Consider the following 21,352-nt stretch of genomic DNA (forward strand, 5'->3'; position numbering starts at 1 on the left):
GCAGCGCATAAAAAAAGCGGCTCAATTCGCATTGAGCCGCTTTTTACTGCTTATTAAGTTGCGATTAAAGGTGTTCTACCTTTACCACCTCGTATTCAACATCACCGCCAGGTGTCCCTACTACAGCAACGTCATCAACGCTTTTACCAATCAACGCACGCGCAATAGGTGAATTCACAGAAATTAAGTTTTGCTTAATATCCGCTTCATCGTCACCCACTATACGGTATGTAACTTCTTCGTCTGTTTTGGTGTTATATACGGTTACCGTAACACCAAAAATAACACGGCCAGATTCAGCCATTTTAGTTACATCAATAATTTGAGCGTTAGAAAGTTTAGCTTCAATTTCTTGAATACGTCCTTCACAGAAGCTCTGTTGCTCACGCGCAGCATGGTACTCAGCATTTTCTTTAAGATCACCATGCTCGCGAGCATCCGCAATAGCTTCAATAATGCGTGGGCGCTCTTCGCTTTTTAAACGCTTTAACTCAGCGCGTAATGCTTCCGCGCCAGAAACTGTCATGGGTATCTGATTCATACTTCCTTCACTCGCTTATGTAAATCCTGAACTGAGCTTACACGCGCGCGATCGTCGACCGTGTGCGCTTTCACTGTGGCAAACCCAGCATTTAATGTAATCGTATAGACTACATTATTTAGCAGCGCTTCGCGACGGATATAAACAGAATCAGTTATAGCCTGACGGCCTTCCACAGTGTTTACAATATAACTGTACTCACCATTTTTAATAGCGTCGACTATATTTGGACGGCCTTCTTGTAGTTTATTCACTACTGAACACTGAATACCCGCTTCTTTCAATGCAGCAGCAGTGCCACGGGTAGCTTCTACAGAAAATCCTAAAGAAATCAGTCCGCGTGCTAGGTCAATTACACGATGTTTGTCGCCTGGTCTCACCGACAACAACGCTTTACCCTGACGAGGTAAAGCTTGGCCACAACCCAAGTTAGCCTTGGCGTAAGCCTCTTCGAAGCTTTCACCAACACCCATAACTTCACCGGTAGAGCGCATTTCAGGCCCACGAATTGGATCCACGCCTTGGAATTTAGCAAATGGCACCACAACTTCTTTCACAGAGAAGTACGGAGGAATAACTTCACTAACATGGCCCTGCTCTTTCAAAGACTGCCCAGCCATTACACGTGCCGCCACTTTTGCTAGCGGAACGCCAGTAGCTTTAGACACGAACGGTACAGTACGTGCCGCTCGCGGATTTACCTCAATGAGGTAAATCTCATTGTCTTGAATAGCGAACTGCGTGTTCATCAAACCGCGAACATTAAGCTCATGAGCTAACTTACGCACTTGCTCACGTAATTCAGACTGAATCACATCACTCAGTGAATATGGTGGTAATGAACATGCTGAGTCTCCAGAGTGAACCCCTGCCTGCTCAATGTGCTGCATAATGCCGCCCACAAGCACTGTGTCGCCATCACAAACTGCATCGATATCTACCTCAATTGCGTTATCGAGGAACCGGTCTAGAAGAACTGGAGCATCATTTGAAACTTTAACCGCTTCGGTAAGGTAGCGGCGCAGGTCTGCCTCATCGTACACAATTTCCATTGCACGCCCACCAAGAACATAAGACGGACGAACAACAAGCGGATAGCCAATCCGGCGAGACTCGTTAATAGCTTCATCAAAGCCCGTTACCGTAGCATTCTCTGGTTGCTTCAAGCCCAGTTTATTAACTGCACTTTGGAAACGTTCACGGTCTTCCGCCATATCGATAGCGTCTGGAGAAGTACCGATGATTGGAACATTGTTAGCTTCCAACGCTCGAGCCAATTTCAGCGGCGTCTGACCGCCGTATTGCACGATAACCCCTTTAGGTTGTTCAACGCGAACAATCTCAAGAACGTCTTCAAGGGTTATAGGTTCGAAATATAAGCGATCAGACGTATCGTAATCAGTAGACACGGTTTCAGGGTTACAATTCACCATAATCGTTTCGTAACCGTCTTCGCGCATAGCTAAGGCGGCATGAACACAGCAGTAATCGAACTCAATACCTTGTCCAATTCGGTTTGGACCACCACCAATAACCATGATTTTGTCTTTGTCCGACGGACGCGACTCACATTCTTCGTCGTAGGTGGAATACATGTATGCAGTTTCAGAGGCGAATTCTGCAGCACACGTGTCCACACGCTTATAAACTGGGAGCACATTTAAGCTACGGCGCTTTTCACGTACTTCGTCTTCCGCAACGCCTAGCACAGCTGCGATACGGAAATCCGAGAACCCTTTGCGTTTAATATGACGCATTGCATGTTCATCTAAGCCAGCTAAACCAAGCTCTTTAATTTCGGTTTCTAGCGCAATAATTTCTTCAATTTGTACTAAGTACCAGCGGTCGATTTTAGTAAGTTTGAATACATCTTCAACGCTCATACCAATCCGGAACGCGTCCCCGATATACCAAATTCTTTCAGCCCCTGGCTCTTTCAATTCACGAATAATTTGCGCCTTGGCTTCTTCACCCTCACCTTCCACGATTGGATCAAAGCCCGAAGAACCAAGTTCAAGTCCGCGCAACGCTTTTTGCATCGACTCTTGTAGGTTACGGCCTATTGCCATCACCTCACCCACAGACTTCATTTGTGTGGTTAATCGATCATTGGCGCCAGCAAATTTCTCAAAGTTAAAGCGAGGAATCTTTGTGACCACATAGTCAAGTGCAGGTTCGAACGACGCAGGTGTTTTCCCACCAGTGATTTCGTTCTCAAGTTCATCTAACGTGTAACCCACAGCGAGCTTCGCAGCCACTTTAGCAATCGGGAATCCAGTTGCTTTAGAAGCGAGTGCTGAAGAACGGCTTACCCGCGGGTTCATTTCAATGATCACCATACGGCCCGTGTCTGGACAAATACCAAACTGCACATTTGAGCCACCGGTTTCAACACCGATTTCTCGTAGTACCGCCATCGAGGCGTCGCGCATAATTTGATATTCTTTATCCGACAAAGTTTGCGCCGGAGCTACCGTAATCGAGTCACCCGTATGAATACCCATTGGGTCGAAGTTTTCAATGGAACATACAATAATGCAGTTGTCGTTCTTGTCTCGAACAACCTCCATTTCGTACTCTTTCCAACCAATCAACGACTCGTCAATAAGTAATTCGTTGGTACGCGACAACGCTAAACCACGTAAACAAATTTCCTCGAATTCTTCGCGGTTGTATGCAATACCACCACCGCTTCCGCCCATCGTAAATGACGGACGAATAATACATGGGAAGCCAACACGGTCTAATACACCAAATGCTTCTTCCATGCTTTGCGCAATCTCGGCACGAGGTGTTTCCAAGCCAATTGCCTTCATTGCTTTGTCAAAACGATCCCGGTCTTCCGCTTTATCTATAGCGTCAGCCGTTGCGCCGATCATTTCCACGCCATATTTCTTAAGTACACCCTGCTCTTCAAGCTCTAGCGCACAGTTCAACGCTGTTTGCCCACCCATCGTTGGCAAAATAGCGTCTGGCTTTTCAATAGAAATGATTTTCTCTACAACTTCCCAATGAATAGGCTCGATGTAAGTAGCATCAGCCATTTCTGGGTCAGTCATAATCGTTGCAGGGTTCGAGTTCACAAGAATTACGCGATAACCTTCCTCACGCAGCGCTTTACACGCTTGCGCACCAGAATAGTCGAACTCACATGCTTGGCCGATAACAATTGGACCGGCGCCGATAATCAGAATACTTTTTATGTCGGTACGCTTTGGCATAGGGACATTGCTTCCTTTTTTTAAACCGCGGCTTTTTGGTGCGCTTTCATAAGTTCAACAAAGTGATCGAACAACGGAGCAGCATCGTTTGGTCCAGGACTTGCCTCTGGGTGACCTTGAAAACCGAATGCAGGTTTGTCTGTTCTATGAATACCTTGTAATGAACCGTCAAATAATGACTTGTGTGTTGCCTTCATGTTTTCAGGTAACGTAGCTTCGTCCACCGCAAAACCATGGTTTTGACTGGTAATCATCACACGTCCCGAATCAAGGTCTACCACTGGGTGGTTCGCACCATGGTGGCCAAATTTCATTTTGCTGGTTTTTGCACCTGAAGCTATTGCTAGCAGTTGGTGCCCTAAACAGATACCAAATACCGGCAAACCTTTCTCTAAGAACGTTTTAATTGCTGAAATAGCATAGTCACACGGCTCTGGGTCACCAGGACCATTCGACAAGAAAACCCCATCAGGATTCATGTCTAAAACATCTTGCGCAGGCGTTTGAGCAGGTACTACAGTAACGCGGCAGTGGCGAGAAGCTAACATACGTAAAATATTGAGCTTCACACCGAAGTCGTATGCAACTACATGGAACTGAGTATCTTGTTGCTTTTGGAAGCCATCTTCCAAAGTCCAAGTGCCCTCTGTCCATGGATAGCTGCTGTCACACGTAGCTACTTTTGCTAAGTCTAAGCCGCTTAGTCCACCAAACGCTTTAGCGTGTTTCAGTGCCTCATCTACCGGAGCTTCTTCGTCTGCGGCGTAGGTATATACACAACCGTTTTGTGCACCCGTTTCACGCAGTCTGTTCGTGAGTTTGCGGGTATCTATATCCGCAATTCCCACCACATTATTCGACTTTAGATACTCTCCCAAAGGCATTTCATTACGGAAATTACTCGCTACTGGAGACTCTTCACGTATAACGAGCGCTTTAGCCCATACGCTATTTGATTCACAGTCTTGAGAGTTAGTGCCGTAATTGCCAATGTGGGGATAAGTCAGGGTGACGATTTGTTCTGAATAGGAAGGGTCAGTTAAAATTTCTTGGTAGCCAGTCATCGCTGTATTGAAGACGACTTCTCCGACGGCGTGTCCTTCGGCGCCTATTGCGCGTCCGTAAAACACAGTGCCATCAGCGAGTACCAAAATTGCTTTGCGTGCAGTCTTGCTCGCTTGAATACTCAAGGGAACCTCCGAACATAAAAAAACGGGCAAGTTTCGCACTTACTTCCCCGTTTTAACACCGTATCCAATGCCAAATCGTTCGCTATTTAAACATTACTTTGAACGCAAAAAGGAACGTTGACACAGTTAGCTTGCCGGCGTTCGGCAAATTGTTAGTATTGTACGAAATTCACGGCTTTGCGTCTAGCCCAAGAACGTCCTCCATGGTGTAATTTCCTGCAGATTTATCCGCAAGCCATTGCGCAGCCTTAATTGCACCTTCTGCAAAAGTCGCTCTAGACGCCACTCTATGGGTTAACTCTAGTCTCTCCGACCCTGTAACTAGGTAAACCGTGTGTTCACCCACTATGTCTCCAGCACGAATCGACGCAAACCCAATTGAGCCTTTTTCATGCGTCATATCCTCGCCATTACGGTCAAAAGCTCTCACCTGTGCCAAATCCTGGCCTCTTCCCGAAGCAGCGGCTTGCCCTAATAACAATGCAGTACCCGATGGAGCGTCTTTCTTACGAGTATGGTGCGCCTCAACAATTTCTATATCGGCGTCTATTCCCAATATCGCACTAGACTGCTCCACAAGGTGTCGTAATAACGTGATTCCCACACTAGTATTTGCTGCATAAACTACCGCCAAACTCTCCGACAGCTCATGAATAGCATTTGTGTCTTGTTCAGAGAGCCCCGTAGTACAAAGCACTACAGGTTTATTCATTGCTTGGTAAGTTTTTAAACGTTCCGACAAACCCTCGGCAACGGCAAAATCGATAACCACGTCACAACCTTCCAAACTTGAATATTGATCTGTAATTTGAAGGCCTGCTGGCTCTGAATGCCCAGCTTGCACGCCAAGACAAGCGCCTATCTCTTTCCCTAAAGAAGTCGACTGGCTATGTGTTATAGCAGCTGCAAGCTGCGCTTCTTTATGCCCCAAGAGTGCTTGGGCAACTTGTAGCCCCATTCGGCCCGTTGCCCCCACTAAACCAACTTTAATCATTTACTTGTCGCTTTTGAGTCTGTATTCAACGAGTCAAGTTGCGGCTTTTCACAGCTTGGCAAACTACCTTGTTGTGCTCGTTCTTGGTAATACGGCATTACACTTGGAACTTGCCCACCTAAGTCTTCGATACGACTTTCCGGCGCAGGGTGCGTAGAGAGTATTTCTGGACCACTGCCTTGTGACCGCTCAGCCATCAGTTCCCACAAACGAACAGACTGCCCAGGTTCAAACCCAGCCTCAGCCATAAGCTGAAGGCCGATTTCATCGGCTTCAGACTCGTGAGTACGGCTAAATGGAAGCAACACTCCCACTTGAGCCCCTACACCCAACCCAGCCATAATCAAGTTCCGTTGCTCTGAAGGTCGATCAGACAAGATTAAATCAGCTGCGAACAATCCAGCAGACACTAGAATATTACCGCTCATGCGTTCACCACCATGCTCAGCCATCACATGTCCGATCTCATGGCCCATTACCGCAGCGAGCTGATGTTGGTTTTCAGCCAGTCGTATCATTCCTGTGTATACGCCCATGTAGCCACCAGGTAATGCGAATGCGTTAACCGTTTCTTCCTCAAATACCGCAACTTCCCAATCATATTCACGGTATTCCTGAGGCAAAACAGCAACTAAATGGTCTGTAATACACTGTACGTAGGCATTTAACTCCGGGTCTTGTGTAACATTGCCCTCTTCTTTCATTTGGGTAAAAGAAGCACGACCCATTTCATTGAGCTGATCACTGCTCATGAAGTTAATCGTTGCGCGGCCGGTTGGGGAGCTACTGCATGCCACAACAGTTAGTGCACAAAGACTCGCTAAAACTTTCAATTTGATACGCATTTTTAGTACCTCATGCCTTTTTAACGAATTGAGACTTCAACATCATCGGCCCCACACCATCAACCTTACAGTCGATATCGTGGTCGCCGTCTACAAGTCTCTTAATAACGGCTTTAGTACCCACTTTAAGTGTTTGTGAAGTGCCTTTTACTTTTAGATCTTTCGCCAACGTGACTTTGTCACCTTCAACTAGCGGTTGTCCGTTAGTGTCTTTAATATCTAAGGTTTCCTCATCAGACCCAACTACCTCGCTCGGGTTCCATTCATGACCGCACTCGGGGCAAATTAACAACGCTTGGTCTTCATAAACATAATGGGAGTCGCATTTAGGGCAGTTCGGCAATGATTCGCTCATATCAGTCTCGTTCTGGTTAAATACATCAAGTTAATGTCTATATTATTGAAGTTTTCTCGCAAGCTTTGCAATGTATTCCCCTTGGAATCTCGCCCCCGCCAGCTCATTTTCTGTTGGCCAGCGGCTACCATCGCCACCAGCTAAGGTTGTTGCGCCATAAGGGCTTCCCCCAGTCACTTCATCGATAACCATTTGTCCTTTAAAGCTGTACGGCAACCCTGCGATAACGAAACCCAAATGTAAAAGCACCGTGTGGAAATTGAGTAATGTAGCTTCCTGCCCGCCGTGTTGCGTGGCGGTAGACGTAAATACACCGGCTACTTTCCCAACCATGTCCCCATTCACCCAAAGTGAACCGCATTGGTCTAAAAAATTTTTCATTTGCGAAGCCATCATGCCAAAGCGAGTTGGCGTCCCAAAAATAACACCATCGTAATCTTTGAGATCTTCTGGCTTTGCAATATCCGCACTTTGCTCGAGCTTGTAACCGGACTTCTCCGCAATCTCGCTACTCACTAACTCAGGTACTCGTTTGATATCTACGTCTACACCACCGTCTTGAGCCCCTTCAGCAATAGCTTGAGCCATACGTTCTATGTGTCCATAACTGGAATAATACAGTACTAAAATACGTGCCATGAGAAGCTCCTTGCTGCGCTATCTTTTCACTATCCTAGCGGTTGCAACGACACAGAACCACTTTTCCTAGTGAACAAAGATAAAAAAACAGGATTTGTCGTTTATGCAGAATAGGATTGTGGTAGAATTCGCACCCGACATCAAACATCCTGCCTGTCGGGCGACAAGAAGACACTTTTGTGCTGAGGACAAACTCGTGAGCGAGCAAAAACCTTCCTTGAGTTATAAAGACGCTGGCGTAGATATCGACGCTGGAAATGCACTTGTAGAACGAATCAAAACCGTTACGCGTAAAACCCACCGCCCAGAAGTTATGGGAAATATTGGTGGTTTTGGTGCTCTTTGTGAAATTCCAACAGGTTACAAGCAGCCCGTGCTTGTGTCTGGCACAGACGGTGTCGGTACTAAACTAAGATTGGCCATCGATTTAAAACAACATAGCGGAGTGGGTATCGACCTAGTCGCGATGTGTGTGAATGACCTGATCGTTCAAGGCGCAGAGCCTCTTTTCTTCTTAGATTACTATGCCACCGGCAAGTTAAATGTAGACGTTGCAGCCGACGTAGTCACAGGAATAGGTGAAGGTTGTCAGCAATCTGGCTGTGCACTCATTGGTGGTGAAACAGCTGAAATGCCTGGTATGTACGAAGGCGACGACTATGACCTCGCAGGCTTTTGCGTCGGTGTAGTAGAAAAAAGCGAAATTATTGACGGCACTCAAGTCAAAGCAGGTGACAAATTAATTGGCGTGGCTTCTTCTGGTCCGCACTCAAATGGTTACTCTTTGATTCGTAAAGTATTAGAAGTTTCTGGTGCCGATATCAATCAAGACTTAGAAGGGAAAACTCTCGCAGAGCATTTGCTAGAGCCGACGAAAATTTATGTGAAACCTGTGCTTGAGCTTATCAAGAACGTTCAAGTTAACGCGATTTCTCACATTACTGGCGGCGGCTTCCAAGAGAACATTCCACGTGTGCTACCTGAAGGTACAAAAGCTGTTGTTAAGAAGAATAGTTGGCAGTGGCCAACAATTTTCAGTTGGTTACAAGAAAACGGCAACATAGCTCGCGACGAGATGTTCAGAACCTTTAACTGCGGCGTCGGACTAGTTATTGCAGTTCCAGCCGAACAAGCTGAACAAGCCGTAACATTCCTGAACGACCAAGGCGAAAGTGCTTGGGTACTCGGAACCATTGAGAGCCGTAATGACGCGGAAGAAGCGGTGGAGTTTACTGAATGAGCTTAGCGCGTGTCGTTATTCTTATTTCAGGCTCAGGCACCAACATGGTGAATTTAACTGAGGCCTGTCAAGAAGGACAAATACCAGGTGAAGTTGTTGCCGTGATTAGTAATAAACCCGACGCAAAAGGTTTAGACAAAGCAGCGCAACTGGGTATAAACACCGAAGTTCTCTCGCATAAAGAATATGCAACACGAGAAGACTATGACCAGGCATTAACGCAGCTTATCGACAGCTATCAACCAGACGTTATTGTACTTGCTGGATTCATGCGCATTCTTACCGCTGATTTGGTTCGTCACTTCTCAGGTAAAATGCTCAATATCCACCCTTCTTTGTTACCCAAATACAAAGGACTTAATACACACCAGAGAGCTTTAGACGCCGGTGACGATATTCATGGCGTGAGCGTGCATTTTGTGAGTGAAGAACTAGACGGTGGGCCTGTAGTGCTGCAAGCACAAATCCCAATCTTTGCTGGCGACACTGTTGAAGACCTGCAAGAACGTGTTCACGAGCAGGAATATCGCATATACCCACTTGTACTGAAGTGGGTATGCGAGGGACGGCTGAAACTTACCGAGCAAGGCGCACATTTAGACGGCACGCTGTTAGGGCCACAAGGTTACGCTGCAGACTAAGACTCCTGGAGTGCGCTAAGCTGTATCGACTTCAGAGACAGCTTAGCTTGCTCCTTCCCTTCCTTGATTTGTTGCATCTGCACCAGAGAGTAATTCAACAACGGCGAAAACCAAAAGTAAGTTTCTCTTCGCTGAGAGTTACGCACTCGAGCAACTTTTAACGTGTCTAGCGTTCCATAAGGCACACTAACCGTTTCATCTCCCATAACTTCAAAGCGGTACGTTTCTCTTTCTCCATGCTCGTTGAGTACGTCAAACTCGAATTCAGACTGGCCATTCGCCAAGCCGAGCTGTAATTGATGGAGCACAGAGTTGGCATCTAGAATATTTTGCTCATTCGAATGTTCTGCGAAGTCATAAGTAAGTTGATCGTCACTCCCTGTTCCTGTGCGCTCATATTCATACACTAGAGGGTGAATTTGACCTTGCACGAACTCAAACTCTGTAATTTGTACACGTCGATCAGACAAAAACAAAAAGGAAACTTCTGTTTCCGTGTAGTAGCGATATTGACTGTTTTCCAATAATTCTAAACGACGGATGGCCTCACCATGAGAACGTCCCCGGCGAGTCACTTCGTAATGAGCAACATAAGGCTGATTCACTTCCGCAGTAACAGACTCATCTGCCACTAGAGGTGGTGACAGCGCAAACATCATAAGGCCCAGGGCGAAAGCCTGCGCAGGGAGTAACATCACCCTAGCGGCAATTTTTCGTACGGAATTCAGAATTAGTGTACCCACAGACTACTTTTCTCCAGCTACTACATCGGACACAAAGTGAACTTTCTCATAAGCTCGAATGTATTGATAGACATATCTTTTAGTGTTTAGTTCATCGATTTTGAACTTGCAAAACAGGTAGATTTGATCTACCTTGAAGGCAACTGGTCAGACCTCGAATTCAGGAGTATAACAATGAGTGTCCTAATCTGGTGTTTAGCTACATTAATCGTGCTAGGCGCACTAACCTACCATCGTGTGTCATTGCTAACCTTCACAGCAGGTACTGCTGTCATGTTAGCTATTGGTACAACATTAGATATTTTCCTATGGGTTCCTTGGGTAATTGCAGGCGTGCTTCTATTGCCTCTACTCATCACCCCTATTCGTCGCGCTTTATTTACGGGCGGCATTCTTAAGGTATATCGCAAAATCATGCCTGAGATGTCACAAACCGAACGCGACGCTATCGAAGCAGGTACTGTTTGGTGGGACGGCGAAATTTTCCGTGGCAAGCCAGACTGGAAGAAGCTACATACCTTCCCTGCTCCTCGCTTATCTAAAGAAGAACAAGAGTTCTTAGACGGTCCGTGTGAAGAAGTTTGTAAAATGATGGACGACTGGGAGTCGACCCATGAACTTGCAGATATGTCGCCAGAAGTATGGCAGTTCCTTCGCGACAACAAATTCTTTGCGATGATCATCAAGAAAGAATTTGGTGGATTAGAGTTTTCTGCTTACGCGCAATCTCGCGTATTGCAAAAGCTTGCTGGCCATTCAACTATTTTGGCAAGTACTGTAGGTGTACCGAACTCTTTAGGTCCGGGCGAATTACTTCAACACTACGGTACTGAAGAGCAGAAACAACACTACCTTCCACGCTTGGCAACGGGTGAAGAAATTCCTTGTTTCGCCCTTACCAGCCCAGAAGCAGGTTCAGACGCAGGTGCTATCCCAGACACTGGCGTAATTTGCAAAGGTGAATGGGAAGGTAAAGAAATCGTAGGTATCAAGCTTAACTTCAATAAGCGTTACATTACCCTTGCACCTATTGCTACTGTTGTAGGCTTAGCATTTAAACTGTACGACCCAGAAAACCTAATCGGCGATACTGAAGACTTGGGTATTACTGCTGCATTGCTTCCTCGCGACACGAAAGGTATGGAAATTGGCCGCCGCCACTTCCCATTAAATGTACCTTTCCATAACGGTCCTATTCGCGGCAAAGACGTTTTTATCCCACTCGATTACATTATTGGTGGTAAAGACATGGCCGGTAAAGGCTGGAGAATGCTAGTAGAGTGCTTGTCAGTTGGTCGTGCTATTACACTACCTTCGAACAGCGCTGGTGGTGCCAAATCAATCGCGCTTGTTACCGGTGCATACTCGCGCATTCGTCGCCAATTCAAACTTCCAATCGGAAAAATGGAAGGTGTTGAAGAAGCGATGGCACGTATTGGTGGTAATGCTTACCTAATGGACTCTGTAACCAAGATGTCTACGGGTGGTATCGACCTAGGAGAGAAACCTTCAGTTATCTCTGCTATCGCAAAATACCACATGACCGAGAAACTTCGTGAAGTGATGAACGACGCGATGGACATTCACGGCGGTAAAGGTATTTGCTTGGGCCCAAACAACTATCTTGGACGCGGTTACCAAGGCACACCAATCGCTATTACGGTTGAAGGCGCAAACATCCTTACTCGTAACATGATGATTTACGGTCAAGGCGCTATTCGCTGCCATCCTTATGTACTTGAGGAAATGGAAGCAGCAGCCGTGAAAGGTCCTGAAGGATTACGTCGTTTCGACAAGGCGCTATTTGGCCATATCGGGTTCGTAATGAGTAACTTCGTGCGTTCACTATGGTTAGGTTTAGGTGGTTACCATTTCAGCCACGCACCTGCGAAAGACTCAACAGCGAAATACTACAAACAAATGACACGCTTTAGCAGCAACCTAGCATTAATGTCAGACGTTGCTATGGGCGTACTTGGCGGTGAACTGAAACGTAAAGAACGTATTTCTGCACGTCTAGGTGACATGCTAAGTTACTTGTACATTGGTTCGGCGGTATTGAAGCGCTTTGAAGACGATGGTCGTCCAAAAGAAGACCTTCCATTCGTACACTGGGCGATGCAAGACTCAATGAACAAGCTACAAGAAAGCCAGCGTGCTCTGTACAACAACTTTGGTGTTGTAGGTAGCTTCTTACGTTTAGTTACTTATCCGTTCGGTCGCTTTGTAAAAGCTCCGTCAGACGTAATTGAACACAAGATTTCAAGAATCTTAATGGAGCCAAATGACGTTCGCTCTCGTTTAGGTGAAGGCCAATGCTTGTCTGAAGACGCACCATTTGGTTACCTTGAAACCGTGCTTAAAGACATTATTGCAGCTGAACCTCTTCATGCAAAAGTAGAGAAAGCTGCAGGCAAACGCTTGTCTTTCACTCGCTTGGAAGAAGTAGCAGCGCAAGGTAAAGAACTAGGCGTACTGAACGACGAAGAAGTTGCATTGCTTCAACGTGCTGAACAAGGCCGCTTGAGAGTGATCAACGTTGATGACTTCGACCACGACTACTTGCTTGCAGGAAAGTCTGGTGAAAGTGAAGCCAAAGACGCAGCTTAATTAAGCTCAATATATACGTACAAAAAACCCAGCTTCGGCTGGGTTTTTTATTTTCATTCAACAAGCTAAGTAAGCTATTTTTTCTTATAACTCGCAGACAAAGTATTCAAGCTGTCTTCCCACTTCTGTACCCACTCAGGTAACTCCGGAGAGGTTAAACTATGGTTTCCTGTTGCAGCAAGTAAGTCTACGGGCTTCATACCACCCTTTTCTTTACTCCAAAACATTCCCCGCACAACCACGATAGCCGCTGGCCTGTTTTGCTTATCTAGAATAGTATGTTGAATGTACGCCCACTTTTCGCTCCAACCCAATAGCTCGGTTTCTACATAAAACCGGTCAAACGCTTTCAGCTGGCGAATAAAGCGTGCAGTTACGTCGCCAATAACCGGCATACACTTTTCTTTTCTTGCAGCTTGAAAGCAACCGGTTCGAATAAACCAGTCCATTCGCCCTAAGTCTGCAAAAGTAAGGTAGCGACCATTGTTGACGTGGAAATTTAAATCAAGATCATGAGGCATGACACGTGAGCGCACTCGAAGTTTTTCGAGAGGCTCACATTTTCCAACCCGTGATCGCTTGATTAAAATCCAAACTAAGCGACCCAGTAAACTCATTACTTAAGTAAACCGATTTCGCGCAAACGTTCGTTCAAGTAATCGTCCGCAGTAATCGCTTCTTCTTTTTTAGGGTTTTCTTCACTCACACAGCTGTCCAACGCGTCAATCACAACGTCAGAATTAAAGTGTAGGAAAAACGGAATGCTATAACGCGATGATTTGTTATGAGGTGCAGGCGGGTTAACCACTCTGTGCGTAGTCGAAGGCAATACACCATTAGTTAAACGTTGTAGCATATCGCCCACGTTACAAATAATAGCGCCCTCTAAAATGGTCACTGGAATCCAAGCGCCTGACTTCGACAATACTTCTAAGCCTGGCTCGCGAGAACCCACTAACAAGGTGATCACGTTAATGTCTTCGTGCGCAGCTGCGCGAACAGACGGTGTGCCTTCCTCAACAATCGGTGGGTAGTGTAATGGGCGTAGAATTGAGTTACCCAAGTTTACACGCTGTTTAAAGTAGTCACGCGGCTGCTTTAAATAAACAGCAATACCTTCCAGAACACGATTACCCAAAGCGTCTAGCTCTTGGTATAGCTCCAACATTCTCTCTTTAAATTGAGGTAGCTCTTTTGGCCAAATGTTAGGAAGTAACTGTTCGTGTGGCGCTTCACCTTCAATCTCTCTTCCCACATGCCAGAACTCTTTTAGGTCAACGTGCTCAGAGTCTTTCGCAATCTCTGTTCCAAACGGCGTATAGCCACGCGCACCGCCTTGTGGGGACTTATATTGCATTTTCACGTCTTCAGGTAAATCGAACAACTCACGCGTTGTGTCTAAAGCACCGTGAATTTTTTCGGCAGCAATACCATGACTAGTTAAAGCCACGAATCCATTTTCTTCGTAACCTTCACCAAGTTCACGTACAAATCTGTCAAAATCTTGGTCGTATAAACCAACATTTACATGAGGAATAGAGCTCATTGTTTTGCCTTTATTAACTTCAAAAATAACCTTGTGATCCTATAACTACTGTAGGTTTTATACAAGTTAAACAGCCCAATACGAAAGGAATGAAGCAGCGTTTTTGCTAAAGAATTTTAAATACCCTTTCATCCTCAAAAAAGTGCACATACAATCAATGAAATAATGAAAAAAGCCAAAGATTAAGGAAGGCAATATGAAACAGCTTGTTATGAAACAAATGGTAAAACAAACCATCAACCTAGCTACCCTGCTTGGCGCAACTCTCGCTTTAACCGCTTGTGCAATAAGCTCCCAAGAAGGGCCATCCAATATGGGTAAACCAGGTGTTGTCACTCAGGACAACCAAGAAAACCTGATGAGCGCCATACTAAACGAAATTGGTGCGGCCAAAGCAAGCGAGTTAAGTCAATGTAAGGTACTTCCTGTCGGACAACGTCCATGCGGTGGACCAGCGCGATATTTAGCTTACTCAACGATAACGAGTGACCAAGCAACTTTAGAAATGCTGGCACAACGCTACAACGCGCTATCGGCTGAACTTAATGAGCAAGAAGGCCTAATGTCTACTTGCGAAGTAATGCCCGAACCAACGGTACAATTAGTGAATGGTCAATGCACCATCTCCCAAAGCGCCAGCCAATAACATGCAAGATTTTATAGAAGTTATAGATAATGCCTTACCGGCTGATTTTTGCGATCAATTCATTCAAACCTTTGACCAGTCCCCTCATTTAGTTGAGGGGAGAACTGGCGCAGGAGTAGAGCAAGATAAAAAGGTAAGTCATGACTTGTACCTAGATCAGCATCAGGAGTACCAAGCGGCGCTGCAACATATTCGAGCGACGACTGCGCAACATGTATTGTCGTACTTTAAGAAATACCATTTCGGCCTTATTGCGCCAGTAGCCTTAAAGGTTAAAGACCCCGGGTCAGGTAAAGTCGTGAACCTAACGCACGAAAACTTCCATGACGTTGCGAAAGGACAGGAAGAGTCGTACATGAAGCTTCTCTATAGACTGGGGAGCATTCAAGCACAGAGGTATCGTGCAGGTATAGGTAACTACAACTACTGGCATTGCGAGGTTTACCCGCAACCCCAAAGCGTTGAAGCTTTACACCGCACATTGCTGTTTATGTACTACTTGAATGATGTAGAAGACGGTGGAACAACAGACTTCTACTATCAGGATAGGCAGATAAAGCCCAAGAAGGGCCGGATGGTTATTGCTCCAGCCTATTTCACTCACACCCATAGAGGCACTACACCAAAAAGTAATGACAAATATATATTAACTAGCTGGGTGCTTATGAACACTGGGAGTACGCTGTATAAGCGCTAGCGCTATACCGCTTAACACGCCAAAGAAGTGTGTCGGCGTCGCTAAAACATCTGCATTTGTGGAGCCTAAACTCATAGGCCCAACGAAGTAGTCGAACGAAACCTTACCCAAAATAATGGCGAGTAATAACCAAGCCAAATACCGTTTGGCGCGAATATCACGGACAGCCCCCCAAGCAAACATTCCGTATAACGCGCCAGAGAAACCTACGTATTGGGTAATACTATCTGCAAACAAATATGTTCCCAGCATGCAGCCGATTGTAGTGACAGCGAGTAAGAGCAGGTACCTTCGCGTCGGCGCATGTTCGGCGAACAAAAACCAAATCATCGCAATCCCCGCAATATTGAAAGCAAGATGAGAGAACCGCCAGTGCATCCATTGGCCGGTAATGATTCGCCACCATTCCCCTGCCTCGATGTCTGAACGCACAAATACAAAATGTAGCTTCCAACTGTCGGGCAACCAAAACAGCAACAGTAATAGAACTGCCACCATAACAGGTGGCAGAACGTATTGGGGTTGTATAGGTAAACTCACTCTAAGCAAGAGATCGGTTACTCGGCTTCAGGGTACAAGTAATCCCACCACTGCGGCTCGTCTTTCAAATGTTTATCGAAAAACGCCATATAGGTATCCCACCAACGGAAGCGTTCATCGCGATAAATAATATGATGGTCAGCCCCTAGGAACTCTACGAGTTCAACCTCTTTGTCGAGCAACTTCAATGCCGTATACATATTGTGACTTTCCCCTGGAGGAACATTTGTGTCAGCATCTCCGTGAATTAACAGCATTGGGGCGGTAACTTGATCAGCATGATAGATAGGGCTTCTTTGCGTGTACAGCTCCTCGTTATTCCACGGGAATGAACCTTTGCTTGCCTCGCCAGAATAGAGGAACCCCCACCAGCCTTGGCCCCAGTACGACGTAATATTACTAATACCAGCATGCGACATAGAAGCACTGTAAATATCTGTCATGGTAGCTAATAACATGGTCATAAAGCCGCCATAAGAAGCACCTAAATGGCCTACTCTTTCTGGATCTACAAAGCTGTGAGCTTCAAGAAAGCGCTCCGTACCGTAAATAATTTCATTAGCGGTATATTCCCCCCAAGCATTCACGTGCCGAGCCGAGAACTCTTGACCAAAACCTGTTGCGCCACTAGGTTGCAACACATAAACCACATATCCCTGAGCGGCCCATTGATTAAACGGGTAGCGGCCAGTGAATGCTCTTTGTACAGGCGAAGTTCCACCATAGTAATAGACTAAAGCAGGATATTGAGCCGAGGGATCGAACTCTGGCGGTAAATAAATACGACCGTGAATGGTATCGCCACGTTCATTTTCGAAGTTCCACTCACGAATATCATGAATGTTTACCTGCGCATAATGCGTATCAGCACTGTCCCACAGAATTTCAGGATTTGAACCATTAACACCTACAACGCCCATGCGGCTGGGTTGTGTCGCATCAGTACCCGCAAAATAGATACGCTCTTTATTGTTTGCTGACAAAGCGTAAGTGCTTACCACATCCATATTTGTCGCTAATTTCTCAAACTGGCGCTGTTCTGTGTCAAACACATACAACTGAGAAGTGTCCTTGTCTGTTACGTCGAGCAATAAATGGTTGTCACTTAACTTTTCAATGCTACCGATAGCCGGATCGAACTCAAGGCTCAAGGGCTCAACACTGCTTCCATTTAAGCGGTATAACTGACCGTCATAATTGTTTGCCAGCATACCCTCAGGCAAGTTTCTTCCTGCTCCGTTACCAAACTCAGGTCCCGCAACAACATAAATGTCGTCACCCATGTACATCGCTTGGTTAAAAGTACGATATTGGCCTATTTGAGTTTCTTCACCCGTAGCTAACGCCAATTCATAAAGTTCAACTAAATAGTGAGCGGGCTCTCGGTAATCGACAACACTTCTGCTAACCAAAATACGGTCGCCGCTGCCATGCACAGACTCTAAGCTTGTACTTACTGAGGAGTCCGACACTTGCGATATAAGTTTTGTTTGGGTGTTTAATAGGTAAATCTGGCTATTGTCGCGGAAATAAGACCAACGATCTTCAAGAGCTCGGTAACGTTTGACCATATCACCGTCTTGCTCTCCAGCTTTACGCCAACTAAAGAGCAACTGGTCGTTACCCAACCAATGAAGTCCGCCAATACTTTCCAATGAAGAAGTTAAGCTACGCAAGTTCATGCTTTGAATGTCAAGAAGATGAACTACACCGCCATCGATGAAAGCCAAAGTGTTCTGATCTGGGTGCCATGCAAAACTATGAGCGCTGGCTTGATTCCAACGATAAACAGTACGATTTGTTGTCGTGTCTACAATCTCAAGTTCGTTTTGGGCATTATTTCCCGTTTCATGTCCGAAGCTCTGCTTTCTCCAGACTAGATATTTTCCGTCTGCGGATGCAGCAAATACGGTTGCCGTCGGGGCGTCAAAAGAGTGGGTTTGTCCTAATCGAACTTCCGTTTGATAGCTAGTGTCAATAACATCATGGTCTGCCTTACCTTGCCAATCCATATCAACGCTAGACCATTGCTCAATACCCTCAGCCAACACAGTCAATAAATGGTCACCGGTTGGCAAAGCTAGGTCTACCGTTCCGTTCTGACTCGTTAAACGTTCGCCATTCAAATAGAAGCTCACGTTTTCAGCTCCTTCAACTTCAAGAGCCCCTTGAGTAAACCTTTGAGTGCCTACTGGAAGCTGTAATACAGCAACGGACGGAGTAGCACCCGAAATCCCTGAAAGCTCTTGACCTTGTGCCAATAAGCCAAAGTATTGCGAGGCAATACTGTCACGAAGCGCTTGAGTATGTTCACTTTCCCCCAAAGAGATGTAGCGAGGAGCATCTACTGCACTAACTCGGATATCTTCACGCTCTATCGCGTGCAAAGGAACAGTCAGCAAGCCACCACATAAAATAGTGCTCACTAAAACAGATAACTTCATTGTTGTTTTCATAGTTTTACCAACCTTATCGATTTTGTAAAAATGCTAACACAAAGCAACAATTTGAAACGCAAAAATTCGGCAAACTGGACTTTTTTGACGATTGGGAATGGTATACTCGGCCACGACAAATAGAAAAGGGAGTGTTATTCATGCGTCAACTTATCAAGCTATTACCTTTAGTCACAATCGCTGCTGCAACTACCATTGCACTACCGGCAAAAGCCGTAAGCATGAGCCAACCTAACTATACGCATATCAATGCCACATATTTAGACAGTAGCCGCAGTGAGAGCGGTATATTTTTTGACGCGGAATATGAGCTCAACCACAAGTTATTTGTGTTTGGCCGTTACCAAAACTCTAGTTACAGAGTCGTTGGTGGAGGCTCACGAAGAGAGTCGCTTTACGACGCAGGGGTGGGTAAGTATTTCACCATAGCTGACGGCGTAACCATGGACTTTTCTGCCTCTATTGGCCGACTAGCCGACGGTGGTAACTTATTCGGAAGCGGTATGGATTTCTACACTCTAAATACTAGCTTCAGGAATAGATTTGAGGTATTTGAAACTCGTTTGGGTTATCGCTATATCAACTTTGACAACGCACCTTCTGACTCTGGCGCCGTAGCTTCTGGCTGGTGGTACTTCAGCCCACAATTCTCTCTCGGAGTGACATTCGAAGAGGTATATTCAGGCTCTAGTTGGGGAATCGGCGCAAGATTCAGCTTCTAATCGACAAAATTGTGTTTTCCCCTACCCCCTAAGCGGTGTTCCATGTATTCTTAGGCTTCTTAGTTAGCGTTTCCTTCGAAATGTGCACATACATTTCGAAGGGAATTTGAATTCATTATATAAAAACACGTGCGTAAACACGGGGAACAACAATGAGTCAAAATAATGCTCAGGCCGATAACCAAAACGGCCTCCTCAACCGCATTCTCAATCGCGTTGAGATCATCGGAAACAAACTCCCAGACCCTGCAGTTATGTTCGCAGGCCTATTGGTCATAGTCTGGATTCTAAGTTTAATCTTTTCACAGTTCAGCTATGGCGAAGCCGACCCAAGAACAGGCGCGCCAATCGTTGTAAACAACCTACTTGCACCTGACGCTTTAGCACAGTTCTTAGCAAGCATGGTAACTACCTTTACTTCGTTTGCGCCGTTAGGTGTTGTACTTGTTGCAATGCTGGGTATTGGTGTTGCAGAGCGCAGTGGCTTTATTAATGTAGCCATTAAGTTGCTTTTAAATAATACCGCGAAATTCCTACTTACACCGCTTCTTATCCTTGTTGCTATTGTGAGCCACACGGCTGTAGACGCAGGTTATGTATTGGTTATTCCTCTAGGCGGTATTATCTTCTATGCTGCCGGCAGACACCCGCTAGCAGGTATCGCTGCAGCATTTGCCGGTGTTTCAGGGGGCTTTAGTGCCAACTTTGTACCAAGTGCTATCGACCCAATGCTACAAGGCATTACGCAAACCGCAGCTCAGTTATACGATCCAGACATTATCCTCAATCCACTTAATAACTGGATGTTTACAGGTCTGTCTTCAATTGTCGTTGTATTGGTGGGCTGGTATATCACCGACAAGATTGTTGAGCCTCGCTTAAAAGGGGTAGAAATCGACGGTGACAAAGATGACATGCCTGAAATTGAAGAAGTGAGTGCACAAGACCGCAAAGCATTCCGTGCTGGTGGTCTAACTATGTTACTAGGCGTGGTTTTACTTGTTGCAGCTGTATGGCCTGAAACTTCAGCGCTTCGTTCTCCTTCTGGTGAAATTGCAGCTTTTGACGCACCACTTATGCAGTCAATCGTACCGCTTATCTTCTTGCTGTTCTGGGCACCAGGTATCGTTCACGGCTATGTGTCTGGCGCATTTAAAGAGTCAAAAGACATCATTATGGCGATGTCAAAAACCATGGAAACCATGGCTTATTACCTCGTTATGGCATTTTTCTGCGCATTATTTATCAAGGCTTTTGGCGACTCAAACCTCGGTATTCTTATTGCAATGAAAGGCGCTAACTTCCTTGGAAGCTTGGGCGTTCCAGGGCCAGTTACACTTATCGGTATTATTTTACTGGTTGCAGTAATTAACCTATTTGTGGGCTCAGCAAGTGCTAAATGGTTGCTTATTTCACCTATCTTCGTACCGATGCTTATGCAACTTGGTATTTCACCCGACCTTACTCAGGCGGCTTACCGTGTTGGCGATTCCGTAAGTAACATAATTACCCCACTACTACCTTATTTCCCACTGGTCGTTGTTTACTGTCAGCGCTACGTGAAAAATACAGGTATTGGAACATTGGTTTCTATGATGCTGCCATTCAGTGTGAGCTTACTTATCATTTGGACAACCTTCCTACTTATCTATTGGACTGTTGGCCTACCGCTAGGTATTCAATCAAATTACTTGTACCCAGCCGGTTAATGCTATAGCTAATAGCA

At 45.7% G+C, this 21,352-nt stretch carries 19 protein-coding genes; 7 read left to right on the forward strand and 12 right to left on the reverse strand.

Annotation, left to right across the window (positions count from 1 at the left end; genetic code table 11):
- Positions 1 to 64: 64 nt before the first annotated feature.
- The 7 genes from greA to wrbA form a co-directional block, all read right to left on the reverse strand.
- Positions 65 to 541: a transcription elongation factor GreA gene (greA, locus tag DQX04_RS03625; protein WP_111914498.1), complete on the reverse strand. Its 477-nt coding sequence runs from the start codon at positions 539 to 541 to the stop codon at positions 65 to 67.
- Positions 538 to 3,762, reverse strand: coding sequence for a carbamoyl-phosphate synthase large subunit (gene carB / locus DQX04_RS03630; RefSeq protein WP_111914500.1), 3,225 nt, complete (start codon positions 3,760 to 3,762; stop codon positions 538 to 540). Before carB ends, greA begins: the two co-directional genes overlap by 4 nt.
- Positions 3,763 to 3,782: 20 nt before the next feature.
- Positions 3,783 to 4,952, reverse strand: coding sequence for a glutamine-hydrolyzing carbamoyl-phosphate synthase small subunit (gene carA, locus DQX04_RS03635; protein WP_111914502.1), 1,170 nt, complete (start codon positions 4,950 to 4,952; stop codon positions 3,783 to 3,785).
- Positions 4,953 to 5,121: 169 nt separating this feature from the next.
- Positions 5,122 to 5,946 carry a 4-hydroxy-tetrahydrodipicolinate reductase gene (gene dapB, locus DQX04_RS03640; protein WP_111914504.1) on the reverse strand — a complete coding sequence of 275 codons (825 nt, stop codon included), beginning with the start codon at positions 5,944 to 5,946 and terminating at the stop codon, positions 5,122 to 5,124.
- Positions 5,943 to 6,785, reverse strand: coding sequence for a M48 family metallopeptidase (locus tag DQX04_RS03645; RefSeq protein ID WP_111914853.1), 843 nt, complete (start codon positions 6,783 to 6,785; stop codon positions 5,943 to 5,945). The genes dapB and DQX04_RS03645 overlap by 4 nt, the downstream gene beginning before the upstream one ends.
- A 16-nt stretch (positions 6,786 to 6,801) precedes the next feature.
- Positions 6,802 to 7,146, reverse strand: coding sequence for a zinc ribbon domain-containing protein YjdM (locus tag DQX04_RS03650; RefSeq protein ID WP_111914506.1), 345 nt, complete (start codon positions 7,144 to 7,146; stop codon positions 6,802 to 6,804).
- Between the two features lie 42 nt (positions 7,147 to 7,188).
- Entirely contained in the window at positions 7,189 to 7,785 is a 597-nt protein-coding gene (gene wrbA, locus DQX04_RS03655; RefSeq protein WP_111914507.1) for an NAD(P)H:quinone oxidoreductase, read from the reverse strand.
- A 196-nt stretch (positions 7,786 to 7,981) separates the two neighbouring features.
- Between wrbA and purM the strand changes: the two genes are divergently transcribed.
- Both purM and purN read left to right on the forward strand, forming a co-directional pair.
- A complete protein-coding gene (gene purM, locus DQX04_RS03660; RefSeq protein ID WP_111914509.1) occupies positions 7,982 to 9,025 on the forward strand; it encodes a phosphoribosylformylglycinamidine cyclo-ligase in 1,044 nt (347 codons plus the stop codon).
- A complete protein-coding gene (purN, locus tag DQX04_RS03665; RefSeq protein WP_111914510.1) occupies positions 9,022 to 9,666 on the forward strand; it encodes a phosphoribosylglycinamide formyltransferase in 645 nt (214 codons plus the stop codon). The genes purM and purN overlap by 4 nt, the downstream gene beginning before the upstream one ends.
- Here the strand turns inward: purN and DQX04_RS03670 are convergent.
- Positions 9,663 to 10,409, reverse strand: a complete 747-nt coding sequence (locus DQX04_RS03670; protein ID WP_126266336.1) for a DUF3108 domain-containing protein — start codon at positions 10,407 to 10,409, stop codon at positions 9,663 to 9,665. The two genes, purN and DQX04_RS03670, sit on opposite strands and share 4 nt — an antisense overlap.
- 174 nt (positions 10,410 to 10,583) lie before the next feature.
- Here DQX04_RS03670 and fadE point away from each other — a divergent pair, with 174 nt between their 5' ends.
- Entirely contained in the window at positions 10,584 to 13,019 is a 2,436-nt protein-coding gene (gene fadE, locus DQX04_RS03675) for an acyl-CoA dehydrogenase FadE (RefSeq protein ID WP_111914514.1), read from the forward strand.
- A gap of 74 nt (positions 13,020 to 13,093) precedes the next feature.
- Here the strand turns inward: fadE and DQX04_RS03680 are convergent, their stop codons facing one another.
- On the reverse strand, positions 13,094 to 13,555 hold the full coding sequence (locus tag DQX04_RS03680; RefSeq protein WP_165831930.1) for a thioesterase family protein: 462 nt from the start codon (positions 13,553 to 13,555) through the stop codon (positions 13,094 to 13,096).
- A gap of 80 nt (positions 13,556 to 13,635) precedes the next feature.
- On the reverse strand, positions 13,636 to 14,565 hold the full coding sequence (locus DQX04_RS03685; protein WP_111914518.1) for an isopenicillin N synthase family oxygenase: 930 nt from the start codon (positions 14,563 to 14,565) through the stop codon (positions 13,636 to 13,638).
- Between the two features lie 196 nt (positions 14,566 to 14,761).
- Here DQX04_RS03685 and DQX04_RS03690 point away from each other — a divergent pair, with 196 nt between their 5' ends.
- Together DQX04_RS03690 and DQX04_RS03695 are read left to right on the forward strand one after the other, a co-directional pair.
- Positions 14,762 to 15,211 carry a hypothetical protein gene (locus tag DQX04_RS03690; RefSeq protein ID WP_111914520.1) on the forward strand — a complete coding sequence of 150 codons (450 nt, stop codon included), beginning with the start codon at positions 14,762 to 14,764 and terminating at the stop codon, positions 15,209 to 15,211.
- A 1-nt stretch (position 15,212) separates the two neighbouring features.
- Entirely contained in the window at positions 15,213 to 15,908 is a 696-nt protein-coding gene (locus DQX04_RS03695) for a 2OG-Fe(II) oxygenase (RefSeq protein WP_111914522.1), read from the forward strand.
- Here DQX04_RS03695 and rrtA read toward each other — a convergent pair.
- Together rrtA and DQX04_RS03705 are read right to left on the reverse strand one after the other, a co-directional pair.
- On the reverse strand, positions 15,858 to 16,406 hold the full coding sequence (rrtA, locus tag DQX04_RS03700) for a rhombosortase (protein ID WP_111914523.1): 549 nt from the start codon (positions 16,404 to 16,406) through the stop codon (positions 15,858 to 15,860). The two genes, DQX04_RS03695 and rrtA, sit on opposite strands and share 51 nt — an antisense overlap.
- Positions 16,407 to 16,465: 59 nt before the next feature.
- Entirely contained in the window at positions 16,466 to 18,892 is a 2,427-nt protein-coding gene (locus DQX04_RS03705; RefSeq protein ID WP_165831931.1) for a S9 family peptidase, read from the reverse strand.
- Between the two features lie 152 nt (positions 18,893 to 19,044).
- On the opposite strand from DQX04_RS03705, the gene DQX04_RS03710 reads away from it, so the two are divergent.
- A complete protein-coding gene (locus DQX04_RS03710) occupies positions 19,045 to 19,626 on the forward strand; it encodes a hypothetical protein (RefSeq protein WP_111914526.1) in 582 nt (193 codons plus the stop codon).
- A 152-nt stretch (positions 19,627 to 19,778) separates the two neighbouring features.
- Entirely contained in the window at positions 19,779 to 21,335 is a 1,557-nt protein-coding gene (locus DQX04_RS03715) for an AbgT family transporter (RefSeq protein ID WP_111914528.1), read from the forward strand.
- The last annotated feature ends 17 nt before the right edge of the window (positions 21,336 to 21,352 follow it).

Origin of the sequence: Aliidiomarina sp. B3213 (genome assembly GCF_003290085.1) — a bacterium.
Classification (GTDB): domain Bacteria; phylum Pseudomonadota; class Gammaproteobacteria; order Enterobacterales; family Alteromonadaceae; genus Aliidiomarina.